General features: G+C 57.7%; 14 protein-coding genes. 6 read left to right on the top strand and 8 right to left on the bottom strand.

Features of this window, described 5'->3' with window-relative positions; translation table 11 throughout:
• Positions 1 to 92 precede the first annotated feature (92 nt).
• The 4 genes from VGL38_09720 to VGL38_09705 all read right to left on the bottom strand — a co-directional run bounded on the left by VGL38_09720 (position 93) and on the right by VGL38_09705 (position 4460).
• Positions 93 to 1586 (bottom strand): OmpA family protein, encoded by a 1494-nt coding sequence (locus VGL38_09720; protein HEY3295707.1) that lies wholly within the window; start codon positions 1584 to 1586, stop codon positions 93 to 95.
• 20 nt (positions 1587 to 1606) lie between these two features.
• Positions 1607 to 2842 (bottom strand): hypothetical protein, encoded by a 1236-nt coding sequence (locus VGL38_09715; protein HEY3295706.1) that lies wholly within the window; start codon positions 2840 to 2842, stop codon positions 1607 to 1609.
• A gap of 50 nt (positions 2843 to 2892) precedes the next feature.
• Positions 2893 to 3135, bottom strand: a complete 243-nt coding sequence (locus tag VGL38_09710; protein ID HEY3295705.1) for a hypothetical protein — start codon at positions 3133 to 3135, stop codon at positions 2893 to 2895.
• Between the two features lie 80 nt (positions 3136 to 3215).
• Positions 3216 to 4460, bottom strand: coding sequence for a T9SS type A sorting domain-containing protein (locus tag VGL38_09705; protein ID HEY3295704.1), 1245 nt, complete (start codon positions 4458 to 4460; stop codon positions 3216 to 3218).
• Here VGL38_09705 and VGL38_09700 point away from each other — a divergent pair.
• The 6 genes from VGL38_09700 (at position 4459) to VGL38_09675 (ending at position 10114) form a co-directional block, all read left to right on the top strand.
• Entirely contained in the window at positions 4459 to 4728 is a 270-nt protein-coding gene (locus tag VGL38_09700) for a hypothetical protein (protein ID HEY3295703.1), read from the top strand. The genes VGL38_09705 and VGL38_09700 overlap by 2 nt on opposite strands.
• Positions 4725 to 5642: a DMT family transporter gene (locus VGL38_09695; GenBank protein ID HEY3295702.1), complete on the top strand. Its 918-nt coding sequence runs from the start codon at positions 4725 to 4727 to the stop codon at positions 5640 to 5642. Before VGL38_09700 ends, VGL38_09695 begins: the two co-directional genes overlap by 4 nt.
• A gap of 7 nt (positions 5643 to 5649) precedes the next feature.
• Entirely contained in the window at positions 5650 to 6435 is a 786-nt protein-coding gene (locus tag VGL38_09690) for an ABC transporter ATP-binding protein (GenBank protein HEY3295701.1), read from the top strand.
• On the top strand, positions 6432 to 7241 hold the full coding sequence (locus VGL38_09685) for a metal ABC transporter permease (protein HEY3295700.1): 810 nt from the start codon (positions 6432 to 6434) through the stop codon (positions 7239 to 7241). The genes VGL38_09690 and VGL38_09685 overlap by 4 nt, the downstream gene beginning before the upstream one ends.
• A 173-nt stretch (positions 7242 to 7414) precedes the next feature.
• Entirely contained in the window at positions 7415 to 8734 is a 1320-nt protein-coding gene (locus VGL38_09680) for a hypothetical protein (GenBank protein HEY3295699.1), read from the top strand.
• Between the two features lie 81 nt (positions 8735 to 8815).
• A complete protein-coding gene (locus VGL38_09675; GenBank protein ID HEY3295698.1) occupies positions 8816 to 10114 on the top strand; it encodes a hypothetical protein in 1299 nt (432 codons plus the stop codon).
• Between the two features lie 149 nt (positions 10115 to 10263).
• On the opposite strand, the gene VGL38_09670 is transcribed toward VGL38_09675, so the two are convergent.
• The 4 genes from VGL38_09670 to VGL38_09655 form a co-directional block, all read right to left on the bottom strand.
• Positions 10264 to 10677 (bottom strand): hypothetical protein, encoded by a 414-nt coding sequence (locus VGL38_09670; GenBank protein HEY3295697.1) that lies wholly within the window; start codon positions 10675 to 10677, stop codon positions 10264 to 10266.
• A gap of 1 nt (position 10678) precedes the next feature.
• Entirely contained in the window at positions 10679 to 11056 is a 378-nt protein-coding gene (locus VGL38_09665; GenBank protein HEY3295696.1) for a hypothetical protein, read from the bottom strand.
• A gap of 12 nt (positions 11057 to 11068) precedes the next feature.
• Positions 11069 to 12427: a hypothetical protein gene (locus VGL38_09660; protein ID HEY3295695.1), complete on the bottom strand. Its 1359-nt coding sequence runs from the start codon at positions 12425 to 12427 to the stop codon at positions 11069 to 11071.
• 284 nt (positions 12428 to 12711) lie between these two features.
• Positions 12712 to 15330 (bottom strand): sodium-translocating pyrophosphatase, encoded by a 2619-nt coding sequence (locus VGL38_09655; GenBank protein HEY3295694.1) that lies wholly within the window; start codon positions 15328 to 15330, stop codon positions 12712 to 12714.
• Positions 15331 to 15388 lie beyond the last annotated feature (58 nt).

Genomic DNA, 15388 nt, shown 5'->3' with positions numbered 1-15388 from the left:
CCCTTCTTATTCCCCCTTTTTCAAAGGGGGAAGGATCAGAGTCTCCCCCCTTAGAATAAGGGGGGACCAAGGGGGTCGTTGATAAGGAAGCGCTATTTGGCGACGGTCAATACGATGTCGACGCGGCGGTTGCGGGCGCGGCCTTCGGGGGTGGCATTGGGTGCCACGGGCCGGGTGCTGCCGTAGCCCTGCGCGGGGATGCGATCCGACGTCACCTTGAGTTTGGCCACCAGATAGCTGGCCACCGACTGGGCGCGTTCGGTCGAAACCGTCTGATTCTTTTCGGCAGTGCCGACAGAATCGGTATGACCTTCGACACGGATAGCCGCGCCGGGGAACAGGCTGATGGCGTCCGCAGCCCTGTCTAATACCTTTTGACGGGCCTTATCCAACTTTGTTGCACCGGCGGGGAACAGGCTGCCGGCCAGGCGGATAATCACACTGCCGTTCTCCCCTTGCAGGACGGATGCTTCCCCGGAGCGGAAAACCGACTGGGCCCGGGCCATCTGTTCGGTGGCGGCGGCTCCCTGTGCGGGGGTTGTGGCCATACCGAGGCGGCTCTGCATCTCGCTGATGCGGTTGGTGGCATCAGCCAGCTTGGTCTGAGCATCGGAAAGAGATGCTTCGAGGGACTTCAGCGTCTGCTGCTGGTGGGTCGTCAGGGCCTGAAGCGAGTCCTGCCGGGAACGGATGAGTGAGATCAGTTGGGAAAGACTGTAGACCCCGACGCCACGAGAGTAGTCCATACTGCCGCCGAGGTAGGATGCAACGCTGTCCAGCAAATCATCATAGGGCAGCACAGCGGTTTCCCACGGCTGCTTGGTCTTGCGCACCTTTTCGATATAGTCGATCATAGAGAGCGCATGGGTGGCTTCGCGCTCGGCGATGCGGGCATCGATGCGGGCGGCATCAAGGTTGTCCTTGGCCACATCGGCTTCGGCGCGGCTCATGGCCTGCTGCGAACGCAGCACCATCACGGGTACGTCCTTTTCGGCGCGCTTATGGTCCATCTGCGCGAGCTTTTCCCGCGCGCCCTTCAGAATTCCGTTGCGCAACGCTTCCAACCGCGCCTTGCGATAGGACCCGATCAGGTCTCCCGCCTTGATGTTGCCGGAAGGAGACTTCTCAAAGTCACGAACGGCGGCGCGGAACCGGTCATCAGCTTTGCGCCACAGGTCCTGACTCAGAGTATCTGCGCCGGCGGCAAGTGCTGAGGAGCGCGCATCGAGCACGTCACCCAGTTTCTGCTGGGCCGACGACGCCGTGGTGCGCGCGCTTTCCAGTTCATCCTGCGCCAGTTTCAGGCGGATATGCGTCAGGTCTTCCTGACTCTTCTTGGCAATCAGGGAGCGGGCTTCATCATAGGCGGCCTGAGCCTTCTCGAAATGGCGGGGTGAGAGCAGATCCAGTCCCTGACTGCGCGCGTCGGCCAGTGCGGCACCGGTCTTGGCCAGCAGAGAATCCAGATCCGGCGAAGAGGTGGCCGTTTGGGCCAAAGCGGGCAGGGCGAAAAGCAGAAAGCAAAAAACAGAAAACAGACATGCGGAGCGGATGTGCGAGGGTTTTGCGGAAACAGATTTCGTCATGATCACGGACTTTCTACAAGTTAGGGCGCCAGCATCACCGGCACCAAATCCTCTTCCCGTGCCCAACCGGCATGGAAATTAACCTTCACGCCGTCGCGGTCGCGGCCTTGCTCTTTGAAGGCGGTATTCATAAAATCCGCCTCCACCAGCTTGTCCTCGATCTCCACGCGGACACGGGCAAAGCACAGATTGTCGCCGCAGTTCCACGAATGCAGCGACCAGAGCACGGAGTGCTTTTCCCAATCTTCCGGCTTGATGTACCCATCGACCGCGATAGGTGAAACCACCTGCAGCCAATCGCCGACCTTGGCTTTGACTTCAAGGGGCAAATTGGACTTGAACGGCATAAACTCCACGGGCGGCGATGCGGAAGCGTCACCGCCGGGGAATGTTTTCAAATAGAGCCATTGAGTCTCCGGTGCCTGATAGGCACGGGATTCCCAGACTTGAGCCTTGCGGCGCGGCTTCCACATCACCACCGATTGATTGGTGGAGAGCAGTAGCGTGTCGGCCCACATGGCGGCATTCAGCACATAGTCACCGGGAATACCCGCACGGTGCAAATTGACTTCCACCAGCGCACTGCCGCGAATGGCATAGGCCATGAATTTACTGTGCCACGTCTTGCCTTCACCGGGTTTGGACAGCAGCAGATAGACCGAGTCCTGCCGGACACCGACCCATTGCGGCCGGTAATCGAGCAGCGCAGGGCTGTAGACTCTGCCAAAGCGGTTGGTGATGGGATCATACCAGCCAATGCCGCCGACCACGCGCGCCGTGCTATGCTCATCGAGGGACCCCCGGCCCACATCGCCCAGAGTCAATCCGAACCAGACACGGTTACCTCCTGCCCCAATCGGCCCGATGGCTTCTCGCACGGCTGCCGGATTGGGTCGTGGCCCACCGCTTGCGGACAGACAGGCAATCGCATCACTGGTGGGATCCGGAAGCGTGCGCACCGTATCTCCCGCGCCCGCCACGCTGCTGATCAGAGTATTATCCTGAGCACGATAGCTGATTCCACCGAGGAAGACATGGTCGGCATTGCGCAGCGGCGACGGCAGTTTTTTGATAGCGTCGCGCGCGCGAATGGTCAGACCCTTGGCCGGGGGAGCATAGACCGCGGTCCAGCGTTCTCCGGTGAAGTAGACATGGGATGAGTCGGTCGAAATATCGGGAAACGGCAACAGCCACGGCTCGGCGGCCAAGGCTGTCAACGGAATCAGCAGAAGCAGGAGCAGGATCTTAGTGGGCATAGGAAAAGCCGAGAGTATCTTCTTCTCCGTCGGTACGAAGGCGGCGGACGTCACACCAGCGACGAACCGTTGGCGAAGACTCTTTCCAGAAGGGTATGCAGCAGCGAGACTATCAGAGCGGCGATGATGGTACGGAAGAAGCCGATGCCCAATCCGATCCAGAGCACAAAGAAGCCGAGGATGAACAGCAGAACGCCGGAACTCCAGAGGCCGTGAATGACGAGATGGACACCGCCCGCAATGAAGGACAGAATCAGCACGGTGATGAGCACCCGGATGAAGCCGGGCGCCATTTCGCGACTCCGTGCTACAATCATACACGCAACGTAGTACAACAAAGTTTCAGTGATGAGCTGAAGAATAGTTGCTGACATCAGGGTAAATAAAGGAGTTTGGAGGTGGTAGAGAAACCGGGGCGGGAGAGCCGCGCGAAATACAGCCCGGGAGCGCGCTGCGAAAAATCCAGCCGCCGGTTCATTTCGCCGGAAAGAGTCAGATTTTCCCGTTGCAGTTCACGGCCCAAAGCATCATAGAGCATCAGCACATAGCGTCCGGGGGCGGGCGGAATGATCTGCAGCGTAGCCACCGGATTGAACGGATTCGGGTAAACGGTCAGGGAAAACTGCGCGGGCAAAGGCCGGACAGGCCCGGCGGATACCGCGGCAGTGTCATAGTTGACAATGGACAGGCCGGCATTGTGCGAGACGGCCAGAAAATGCTGACTGTCTGTCTGGCCGGGAGCAAGGCCGGTGGGCTGGGCGGGAATTCCTACCGACACGGGGTATTCCGGCAACCCGCGGCGCTGCGAATACATGGTGACCGTCCCTGTGCCGATCCCAAGAAACAGGAAATTGGGGACGGCGGTAACCGCGCGGATGAAGGCCGTCGCCGGCGTAGTCGACAGATAAGTATAATCACTGGCACGCACGGTGATGATGGAGGCGCCGGTGGATGCATCGAGATAGTCACCTGCCAAGGCAAGGGGTGTTGCCACGCCGGTGCCGTAGTGATGGTGATTGACCAGACTGAAAACGGTGTCGCCGTTGATCACACTGGTCCCAATGGTCAGATCCGATACCCCGGCCGGACTGCCGACATGCAGGCGGCCACCGGCGGGATCGAATTCCACCCACGCGCCTTGCATCGGACGCGTCGCCAGAATGTGCGGATGGTCGGGCGAGCGAATGCCCAGCAGCGCCACGCTGGCGACAGATGACATGGCCGCCAGAGTATCGCGCACAGCGACACCCTCCACGGAATTAGCGTAGGCCAGCCGGGTGGCAAAGGTCGGATGCACCGGATCGGAGACGTCATAGACGACCATACCGTTGCCATGAGCCGCGCAATAGGCAAAGCCGCCGCTGACCGCGATCTGGGCGAAGGTTCCATAGCTGTTGGCAACCTGGCCACGCACCACCGGAGCGGCGGGATTGGATGCATCGATCACGGCAAAGGTGCTGGCCGATGCGGTATAGACCATCGGCCCCACGGCATCGACGGCTGTGCAGGCTGGGAGTTCAATGGAACCTTGAAGGGACAGACTCTGGGCGGGCGCGGTTTGCGGCGCCAGGCTAAGGGCGAGAAGCAGACAGAAAAGGGCCAGGCCGATGCGTGTCATGAAAACCTTCACTTTCGGTGCCAACACCACGGTTAGACAGGGCAAACTACTAAAATATTTAGCCATTTGCAAGAGGATCAGGCTCACTGTTAAGGGCCGTGGGTTGCTTGGCAGAACGGCTTTTTGTATATTGCATATCCACATGAACACATTGAACATGATTTCCCAGCACATCCCGGCAGCCAACGGATCGCGCCTTCAATCAAAGCAAATGCCGTTCCCGCAGGGTTCTGACTTTACCTATTCAGCGGAGCACATCATTCCGTGAATCTCACTGCCCGTGCCCGTGCATCTCTATTTCCGGCGGTGATTTCGGTATCGACGGCATCGCTGTTCGTGCGTTTTGCAATTGCTCCGCTGGGAGATGCGCCCCCGCTGGCAGCGGCCTTTTGGCGGGGAGCCCTTGCCGGGCTGCTTTTTCTGCCGATTCTTCTGATTCCCAAGTACTTCCGGCAACTGCGTGAGGTAGCCGCCGGGCAATTCTGGCTGATTGCCGCGGCAACCACCGTGATTGCCACCCATCAGATCTGCTTTATCACCAGTCTGAGTCTGACCTCGGTTGCGGCCAGCACCTTTCTGACCAGCACACAGCCGATCTTCACCGCGCTGCTGGGCGGGATGCTGATTCGGGAGAAGGTCAGCGCCCGCAGTTGGCTGGCGATTTTCGGCGCGATTCTCGGCATGGGGATCATTACCCTGTCCCGGCCCTCCGAAGGCGCTCCGCATGCGCATGCGCTGTGGGGCAATCTGCTGGCATTGCTGGCGGCCCTGCTGGCATCGTTGTATACCCTCGCGGCGCGCAGACTGCGACAGACCACCCCGCTGGTGCCCTATATGAGCATCGTGCATCTGTCCGGCTCAATTTTCTTAGGAATTATCATTGCGATCACCGGAACCAATGTCGGGTATTACTCGTCGCAGACGTGGTTCGGGTTGATTCTGCTGGGACTGGTGCCGACCTTTGTCGGGCACTCTTTGCTGACCTATGCCGTGGGGCATCTGCGGGCCTTTGTGGTCAATGCGGCGATTCTGGGCGAGCCGGTGGGTGCGACCATTCTGGCGGCGATTTTCTTAAATGAGTTTCCTTCCCCCTGGACCCTGGTGGGCGGGGCGGTGATTATCGGCTGCATTCTGCTGATTGTACTGGAACGGGACGTTCCGGTCGTGCCGGAGGAGGCGTAGGATTTCCATGTCCCATCACCATGTCTTAGACGTTGAGCATCTGTCCTTCTCCTATGGGGAGCAGCCTGTTTTGCAGGATGTGAGCTTTGGGGTAGAAAGCGGCGAGTTTCTCGGGGTGATCGGTCCCAACGGCGGCGGTAAGACCACCTTGCTGCGAATTCTGCTCGGGCTCGAGCGCGGCTACCAAGGGAAGGTGAGCGTATTCGGCGAGACTCCTTCGGCGGGGAACGCCTGGCGGCGGCGGGTGGGAGTGGTGCCGCAGCACCGGGACGTGGCTCCACGGTTTCCGATTACGGCACGGGAAGTGGTGGCTTTGGGGCTGAGTATTATCGGCGCGCCCAAGCTGGGCCATGCCGAGCGTACCGTACGTGTCGATGAAGCCTTGACCCTTGTGGGCGCGACGCCTTATGCAGCCAAACCACTCTGGCAGCTTTCGGGCGGACAAAAGCAGAGGGTATTGGTGGCACGGGCTCTGGTGTCCAGACCGGAATTGTTGTTCTTAGATGAGCCGACGGTGGGAGTGGATGCCGAAGGGCAGGACCTGCTTTTGGAGTGGATTGCCCGCTGGAGAAAGGAGCGCGGAATTACGATCATTCTGGTAACGCATGACGTGGGAGTAATTGCCCCGCTGGCCGATAAGCTGGCCTGTTTGAACGCGCGGCTGTTTTTCCACGACCGCCCGGACAAGCTCAGCGGCGATGCAATTGAGGCTGCATATGGCTGCCCGGCGGAAGTGTTGTTCCATAATCATGGCTTCCCGCACATTGTTCTGGGAGAACACCATCACCCGTGAACCTTAGTCAACTCTTAGCTCAACCGTTTGTTCAGCGCGCAATTTTAGCTGCGGCCCTGCTGGGCATTGGCTGCGGGATTCTCTCGTTTTTTGTGGTGCAGCGCAAACTGGCCTTTATGGGTCACGGCGTGGCGCACTCGATGGTGGCCGGAGTGGGCATCGGCGTGCTGCTGGGCTGGCCCGTGTTCTGGCCGGCGCTGGCAATTGCCGTGTTTGTGAGTGTGGGTGTGGGTTGGATTACGCGGCGCGGACAGGTCTCCGAAGACAGCGCCATCGGCGTCACACTATCGGCGTTTCTGGCCTTTGGGCTGGTGCTGGTGTCGTTGAAACAGGGCTATATCACCAATCTGGAAGGCTACCTGTTCGGCAGTCTGGTGACGGTGCTGCCGGCGGATCTGTACGGGCTGGGCGCGCTGGTGGTGTTTTTGAGTGTGATGGGGATTGCCCTGTGGAGAATTCTGCTGCTGTTTGCCTTTGACCCTGAAGGCGCGGCGGTGGCGGGCTATCCGGTGGAAGTCATCCGTTACAGTCTGCTGCTGGGACTGGCACTGATTGTGGCGGTGTCGATGAAGATTGTCGGCATTCTGCTGGTGGGAGCCTTTTTGGTGATCCCGGCCACAGCAGCCGGATTCTGGTCCGCCAGTCCGAGCCGCGTCGCGGGTCTGTCCGTGGTCTTTGCCCTCTCGGGAGCCTTGCTGGGAATTCTGCTGTCGATCATGCTGAATGCCCCGGCAGGAGCCACGATTGTTCTGGCCCTGATGGTAATCTTCTTAGTGGGACGCATCGCGGGGCCGTACAGGAAATAGACACGGCAGAATGACTCTGATAGAGGCGGCTACTTAGCCGCCTTTTTTGTCCGATAGATTCCGATATGGTTGTCCGGTTTGGAGAAGATCGGTGTGTGACCCTTGCATTTGTCGGGAAGCCGTATTACCTTGAATGAATTGACGAACGTTCACCGATGGCAGACCGCAGATCCATGATTTTCCCAAAGTTATCATCACGAGCCCTGCTGATCATGGTTGCCGCTTTGACTCTGGCGGGATGTGCACGGCACAACTCCAGCCTGGCACCGCCGGATCGCGCCTTCACGGTAACGCTGAAAGGCACGGCGCTGCGCGGTCATACCACCTATGTGATTGTACACGAACGCAACACCGGCGCGCCGATCAGTTACCAGTGGCGGGTGGGAGAAGGCACCCTCGAGTTTGCCGATCCGGGCCGGGACAGGATCACCCTCACCTTTGCCAGCAACACCGGCTATATGGTCAGCTACATGGACGTGGCGGTGGGGGATTGGGTGTTCGATGCGGGGAACGGGACGGTGGCCGCGACAGACTCGACCGGAAGGATTGAACTCACCGTTACCTTTCCCGCCGTGCCGCCGGATTTGAGTTGGTATCAACTGATCGGCTCGGACCAGCGGAATCTGTGGCTCACGTACGACTCCGATTCCGTGCCGACGACTCACCTGTGGAATCTGGACTCGCGCTGGCTGGATGATAACCGGAAGGTCAGCATCCTGAGTTTTTTGCAGAGCGATACCGTGCGCTATGTGGGCTGGACCCTCGATCAGCCCTATGAACCCGGCGCTGTCAACCGCTACTCGATAAGTCTGGACCACCGCGACGAGAAGGCGGAACTGCACGTATCGTTACCCATTCAGTTGCAGACCGTAGAAGTGCTGCGGAATAATCGCGCTGACGCCTATCCGATAGTGGAACGCGATAATCCGGGCGGAATCTATCCGCGTTTGTCCTTCTCCCTGTGGAAGGCTATGGGATTCCCCAAGGAGGAATATCATGTCTCGGGAATGGGGGGATGGTACCCGGAGAACTTCAACGTGGACTGGTGGATGAACGATTTGCAGGCGGACCTTGCGGTTCCGGATGCCAGCGTTAACGGCATATACGACAGCGCGCTCCCCGGCTTTACCCACCTGAGCGTGGAAGGCGAGGCTGACTGTATTGCTATGGTGTGGAGCGGCGACAATGGCTGGAACTTCTTCGACTGGGCGGTGTTTGCGGCGCCACAATATCGAGCGGTCTTCCGCCCCACCCTGCCGGACTCGGTCGTGTCGGCTCTGCATTACGATTCAAGTATTCTGTCGGGAGACTGGCTGGAACTGGAAGACTCAGATCAGGCGCATGGCTGGGAGGATTTTGTGCGCTCCGCGCGGATCGCCGAGTGGGGCAAGTATGACTGCAACCGGCTGTACCGCTATGCGCGCCAGTATCAGGGCTTCGAGCAGACCGCTCCTCCCAATACCGTTCGCCGGAGTCTGCCCGGCAGAGGATAGGCCACTGATTAGAAACGCAACTACAGAGGCTGCGAGACGCGGCACAGCGCCGTGCCCAGCCGTATATTCACGGGACGATACATGAAATCTCCCCGCATTTTGCTCACCTTGCTGCTGCCTTTGCTGTTCATCCTTGCAGGCTGCTCAACCGATGAGACAAGTTCCAGCACCGGAAACTATACCTTCATCGTGCATTATTCCGGCAGTGGCTGGGACCAGATGAACCGTTGGATTGTGCTGCATACCCTCAGCGGTGACTCCGTGTTGGGGGTGCAGCAGGTGACCCATGAGGGATCGTATGACTTCGGCGCGGTGAGCAGCGACCATGTCACGGTGACCTTTCTGGATTCGCTCGGTGACGGCTGGCACATCTCGTCCTACATCAACACGCGCGGCGGCAAGTGGAAGTTCAGTCATGCGCCTGCAAGCAGCTCCCTGGGCACGGTCGAAGTCACGGTGCCCCGCCAATGGGGAGACTACACGCAGATCCGGATCAGTTGGCCGGGCTCCACGTGGAGCGGCATCCTCTCGCCGCAGGACACGGCCCAGACTCGCGTGCTCCGCAACGTTTACAATCTTGAGCGGGACAATCGCTTCAGCCTGCTGGTGAGAGTCTCCGGCGAGAGTGGAACCGCTTTTGGCTGGCTCACGCGCCAGTCATTCCAGTTGCAGCAGAACAATTCCTATACGGTCTCCGTCTACGGTGGATATAATCCGCGCGCGATCACCACGTCACGCCCGGTTCAGATTCTGAATCTGCGTGGCTACCGCGCACAGTCCGGTTCGTGGTATCCGCTATCGGAAGCGTATGACCGCGACGGGCGCACGGCATTCTCCATGCCGTGGGCCGGTTTCCCCGTGTCGAACTGGAACATTGAAGCCGCTTACTATGGCCAGGACGAGCAGTTCCAGTTCTACAAGGCCTATTCTCAGGTGCCTGCACAGGTGGAGATCCCTTCCAGTTTCGTCAGCGCCACGTTTTATACGCCGAGTGACTACCGGGCAGTGACCGTCAACGGCGAGGCGGATGTGTTGTGGGGGAGTTGGCGATGGATCACTTCTGAAGGGAAGACCAGTCAGTGGACCGTGTACTGTGATCCCGCATCCGCCACTATCCGCCGGCCCGTATTGCCTTCATCGCTGCGCTCTCTGGTGGGATCGGACTCTGCGGCTCATTTCTCCGGCCAGATCGGCATCATCAACTACGATGACGTGAGTGGCTGGGAGAATTATCTTCCTGCGCTTTACAGCCTTTCGGGCGATGCGTCGCGCACCGAGTATGGATCTTACAGCTACGCGCGCGCCGTGACCGCAGACCTGCCCTTGAGCCGCGCGGAAGTGTCTTCCCCGCTACCGCACACGCGGCAATTCGTCCAATAGAGTACAATTTGTCCCATAGCAAAGGGCGGCCTTACGGTCGCCCTTTTGTGTGTTCGTATCTTGGTAGCCCACTTACAGTGCTGCAATCAAAAAATCGAAGCGGTTTATTTCCAGATTAGCTTCTACCGATGTAGGAGCGTTCAAAAGAGTCAATCATCGGAAGGTGACCATGCGTTGCCGAGCTTTCTAATTGGATTCTCTTTGGTAGACCATCGCCACTCGTGTTGTTCTTCGTCGAATCTGTAATAAGTGCTCTTACACTGCTGCGATGCGGTCAGGAATTGTGCCAGCACTAGCACAGCATCGCTATTAGTCGGAAGCGTTTCCGAATCAAGAAGGGCGAGAAACTCATCCATCGGCTGTCCTGCCAGCAAAGTTTTCAACTCTGATAATACACGGTTGATCATGTCAACCTTTAGCTTGTTCAGTTGCACATCTTGTTTCCGTTTCGACAGTTCACGAATCTCCAAAAGCTGCTGCTGCAGCAAAGGGTAGAGAACATCAAACCTCTCGGTATCGTGGTTCGATGGCAGCGCCGCCTTTATGCTTTTTTTGGATGGCATTTCATTTCCGTTTTGGTCGATGAGTTTTGATTTTGGACAGTTTGCCATCCACCAACCACACCCAACTCTGCTGAGTCTCGTTCCACTTGACGTTCTCCGTGTGAATCCTGTCCATGGCAGCGCAATACTGAGACAGCATCATTACGACATCGCTAGTAGATGGTAATACGTCCGCGTCAAATGATGTGAAGCCTACAAATGGTCTTTGCTCCGCGCCAAGGATCTCGTTGCAGGTAGAAAGCACCTGATTGACATACGAGATCTTGAACTTGTTCATCAAGTCATTAGGCGACTTCTTGGCAAGTATCGATATCTCGTCGTGAAGCGCATGCAGTTGCGCATGTGCCGCATTGAAACACTCCGCATCGTTCGGATTCATGATGTTCACCTCTTATGAGGGGCAAGCCCTGACAAATTCAGCATGCTTCTTCTTGATGACCTCGATGGGCAACCTCTGCTTGTTATCGAATACTTGACACATGAGAGCAATATCGGAGTCATCCAGAACCAAGATACACTTTCGCTGACCAGCCCACAGATCAATGATGTTTCGAACTATCGGCTTGGGCGGCGGATTCCTGGTAACGATCACTCCGAAACGGCCGAACTGGTCAGCTAAGTATCGATTGATCTGATTAATGTGCTCGCGCTCCAAGGCGGCCACGTTCTTCAATTCGAAGACGACTTGTCGGCACTCGTATGTGTCATACATATCTCTAAGAAAATCGTATGATCTATTGTTGTAGAACATAAGGTCTCGAATCTGAGCGCCAGAATCCGTGCGAACCTGTTCCGCTGCAAAGTCTAAGTGGGGATACAGTAGCGACGCCATCAATTGACAAATCGCGTCCTCATAGATCTTGTCGGCATTTCCGGCCTTTCCAGAAGGTATTTTTTGAATAGTCGCTAGTTTGCGCTTGGCCGACAGCACCGGGATGGGCTCGAATAGCGGGTCGTTTACGCAGTCAGCCTGCCTACGTTCTTTGACTTCAACATAATTTTTTACCGCACCATAGTTTAATCGACTGTAGTTCAGAATCGCAAGGCGGGCCGGATTCGACACGCGGATATCTTCTGGCAGGCGTATCCGGTATTCTTCCGGGTTGATCCACGGAAGCCGCCGCAGCCATCGTTTGGGGACAAGAATTACAGGTTGGTTGGATTCCGGGTTATATGGAAGGTTGATTTCCTCTTCCTTAAAGCTGAGTGTCCTGTCGTCATAAACTTGCACCTTCGCCTTTTGGTCCGGTAATCCTACCTTGGTAGACTGGTACAGCGTGTAATCGACCAAGAAAGATTTCGCAAGGTTACATGTAATGTCACTTATGCGATCACGCGAGACTTGGTCAACGAGAAGCTGAATCTCTTCCACATGCACAAATCCGAACTTCTTGATTTGAGGAATGATCTTGAAAAGTGAAAGAATATCTATTGCAAGATCACGTCCAATTCGTACACCTCGACGAGTCTTTGAGTTGCCGAGACCGGCTTCATCGCACTCAGAGCAATTGATCAGAAGGTCAATTGCTTTGTCCTTGCTATCAGTGCTGAACGTGTGCCCAAGGTGATTGAATGAATTAACGATGAGTGAATGCAAAGCGTTTTCCTGCTGCGACGGTGATTTGTAGAGCAAGAATGGATCAACGCAAAGCGGAATGTCCTCGTCAAGGAACGGGATAGCAAAATCGGCCTCGTCTTGAGTGATTGGAATCTTAAAGCAGTCTGTGAGGCGAGGCCGTACCAAAGTCATAAGTCAACCAAAGTGTTTCAAGGTAAGGTTCATAGATGACCCGAGAACCACAAAGGATAAGTATAATAATCTATGTGTTCAGAGTCAATACCTCATGCATCTTTCAACAAGTTACTCGACTACCGGATAATTGGGGGGGGCGTGGTTCTCACCTCAGAATTGGTGGTCGCGGCCATCAAGAAAAGGCGGCCCCAAACGGAGCCGCCTTCTTTCGTCGTCGTTAGTCATTCCGATCTAAGAGCGGGATGAGGTCTGTGCTTCATCCTTCCGCCTTCATCCTTGCTTCACATCGCCGTCTTTTGCGGTGCGCGCTGCACGGTCGAGCTTTCCGCGTCGCTGCCGGCTTGGACGCCGCCGCGCTTGGAGAACAGGACCGCACCGGCTAAGATGGCCAGCGCGATGAAGGTCATCACCCAGCCGCCCGCCGTGCCGTGAAGCATCACGGTGCTCGGGGCCACCAGAATCGCGACGAGGTTCATCACCTTGATCATCGGGTTCAAGGCGGGACCGGCGGTATCCTTCAGCGGATCGCCCACCGTGTCGCCGATCACACCGGCCTTGTGGGCTTCACTGCCCTTGCCGCCGAGGAAACCGTCTTCGATCTTCTTCTTGGCATTGTCCCACGCGCCGCCGGTGTTGGACATGAACACAGCCATAAGCTGTCCGGCCAGAATTGCACCCGCCAGGAAACCACCCAGCGCGTACGGGCCAAGCCAGAAGCCGACCAAAATCGGCGAGAACACCGCCAGCAGGCCGGGTCCAAGCAGTTCCTTCTGCGCCGCGGCGGTGGAAATTTCCACACACTTGGCATAGTTGGGCTTGCCCTTCTCCCCTACTCCGGTATATTCCCAGATGCCGGGAATGGTGCGGAACTGGTGGCGCACCTCTTCCACAAGCTGCACCGCCGCACGGGAGACCGCGCGGATGGCAAAGCTGGAGAACAGGAACGGCACTGCGCCGCCGATCAGCAGGCCGATGAACACGTCGGGCAAATTGACCTGAATATTCTTGAAGAGAATATCCGGATCCTTGACCGCCACGGTATCGAGGAACGAACGGTAGAGCGACACCGCCGCAATCACCGCCGTGGCAATCGCAAAGCCCTTTGTAAGAGCTTTTGTGGTGTTGCCCACCATGTCGAGGCGCGAGACGATATTGTGCGCGGCCTTGTTTTCGCTGCCGTCCTTATTCTTCAGCGCGCCCGACATTTCGAAAATGCCGTTGGCGTTATCGGAAATCGGACCGTAGGTGTCCATCGCCAGCACATAGCCGGTCGTCGCCAGCAGACCGAGACCCGCCAGCGCAATGGCATAGGCCGCCATCGCCGGTTCGGGAAAGAGAATAAAGGCGCCGTAAATGGTGGCCGCAATGGCACAGATGCCCCACACGGACGATTCCAGACCTTCGGACAGACCTGCCAGAATCAGCGTCGCCGGGCCTGTGCGGGCCGAGGACGCAATTTCGGTAACGGGCTTGTGCTCCACCGCCGTAAAATATTCGGTGATCTTGCCGATGATCTGCGTCAGCACGATGCCGAAGAAGGTTGCGAAGAACGCCAGAATCCAGAAGTTTTCAATGACGCCGCGAATCAACGAGAAATCTCTGATGTTGGACGCGGACGGATCGGGCGGCGACATCGGCACCGGCTGCCCGGCGAAGACCCAGTAGGACACCGCCAGGAAACCCAGCGAGGCAATAATTGCCGACACATAGAAGCCGGTGTTGATTGGCGTCATCGGGTTCATATTGGGATCGTCCTTGCCACGCACGGCCATCACGCCGATAATCGAAGCCACCACGCCCACGGCGCGCACGAGCAGCGCGTAAATGACAAGCTTCAGCGTAAAGATGCTGGTGAAGGAGCCCGCCGCCAGCACTCCGCCGAACCCGGCGTTGCTGAGGGTCTTGCCCACCGCCGCCGCCAGAATGATCGCGGCCACCAGAGTCACTTCATAGGACTCGAACACGTCCGCGGCCATACCGGCGCAGTCGCCCACGTTATCACCGACGTTGTCGGCAATGGTCGCGGCGTTGCGGGGATCATCTTCGGGAATACCGGCTTCCACCTTGCCTACAAGGTCGGCGCCTACGTCCGCGGCCTTGGTGAAGATACCGCCGCCGACGCGCATAAAGAGCGCGGCCAGCGACCCGCCGAAGCCGAAGCCCACCAGCACGAACATCGCGTTCTGCTGGAAGACCATAAAGGTAATCGTCGCACCCAAAAGACCCAGACCCACGGTGAACATACCGCTCACCGCGCCGGCCTGAAAGGCAATTTCGAGGGCATTCTTGAAGCTGGAAAGAGCGGCGTTGGCAACGCGCACGTTACCGCGCACGGCCACACCCATGCCCACGTAACCGGCCAGATAGGAGGCCGTGACGCCCAGCAAAAAGGCGATGGCGACGCCGAGACCGAGGGTCGTCGAGATCCCCGGTTCCGCCGCCTCCATAAAGGCATACTGATTCTTGTAAAGGAAGAACAGTCCGATGCCCAGCACTGCCACCACGGGAGCCATGGTCTTGACCTGACGGGCAAGATAGGCCATTGCGCCTTCCTGAACAGCGGAGGCGACACCCTGCATGCGGTCGCTGCCGGGACTGGCCTTCATGGTCTTCTGCCACCAGTAGGCACCAAAGGCCAGGGCCACAAGCGCGCCACCGAGCACAATGAACAGCGGCAGCCAGGCTTCATCGCCAAAGGGAAGTTGAATCGCCTCTCCACCATGCTCACCACCCACAGCGGCCGTTGCCTGCGGCGGTGTGGTGGTGCTGGGGGCCTGCGCAAACAGGCGCGGTCCGGCAAACATGAGACCGGCCAGAGCGATGACCATCAGGCTGAGAAACCAAGTCTTAACTTTCCGCTTCGCGCGGCCGGCACGGAAGGCAGATTTGGCTGTGCGCATACTCCTCCTTGATTTTGTGGGGCAAATTCGGTTACTTGTAACCGGATTCTGCCGATCC

The sequence above is a fragment of the bacterium genome (genome assembly GCA_036504735.1).
Lineage (GTDB): Bacteria > Electryoneota > RPQS01 > RPQS01 > RPQS01 > DASXUQ01.
This window is presented reverse-complemented; position numbering and strand designations above follow the sequence as displayed.

Coding starts and splice junctions, on each gene's coding strand:
- VGL38_09710 (HEY3295705.1), bottom strand. CDS start 3,135: ATGGCGCCCGGCTTCATCCGGGTGCTCATCACCGTGCTGATTCTGTCC.
- VGL38_09720 (HEY3295707.1), bottom strand. CDS start 1,586: ATGACGAAATCTGTTTCCGCAAAACCCTCGCACATCCGCTCCGCATGT.
- VGL38_09680 (HEY3295699.1), top strand. CDS start 7,415: ATGATTTTCCCAAAGTTATCATCACGAGCCCTGCTGATCATGGTTGCC.
- VGL38_09665 (HEY3295696.1), bottom strand. CDS start 11,056: ATGAATCCGAACGATGCGGAGTGTTTCAATGCGGCACATGCGCAACTG.
- VGL38_09715 (HEY3295706.1), bottom strand. CDS start 2,842: ATGCCCACTAAGATCCTGCTCCTGCTTCTGCTGATTCCGTTGACAGCC.
- VGL38_09660 (HEY3295695.1), bottom strand. CDS start 12,427: ATGACTTTGGTACGGCCTCGCCTCACAGACTGCTTTAAGATTCCAATC.
- VGL38_09675 (HEY3295698.1), top strand. CDS start 8,816: ATGAAATCTCCCCGCATTTTGCTCACCTTGCTGCTGCCTTTGCTGTTC.
- VGL38_09700 (HEY3295703.1), top strand. CDS start 4,459: ATGAAAACCTTCACTTTCGGTGCCAACACCACGGTTAGACAGGGCAAA.
- VGL38_09690 (HEY3295701.1), top strand. CDS start 5,650: ATGTCCCATCACCATGTCTTAGACGTTGAGCATCTGTCCTTCTCCTAT.
- VGL38_09670 (HEY3295697.1), bottom strand. CDS start 10,677: ATGCCATCCAAAAAAAGCATAAAGGCGGCGCTGCCATCGAACCACGAT.
- VGL38_09655 (HEY3295694.1), bottom strand. CDS start 15,330: ATGCGCACAGCCAAATCTGCCTTCCGTGCCGGCCGCGCGAAGCGGAAA.
- VGL38_09705 (HEY3295704.1), bottom strand. CDS start 4,460: ATGACACGCATCGGCCTGGCCCTTTTCTGTCTGCTTCTCGCCCTTAGC.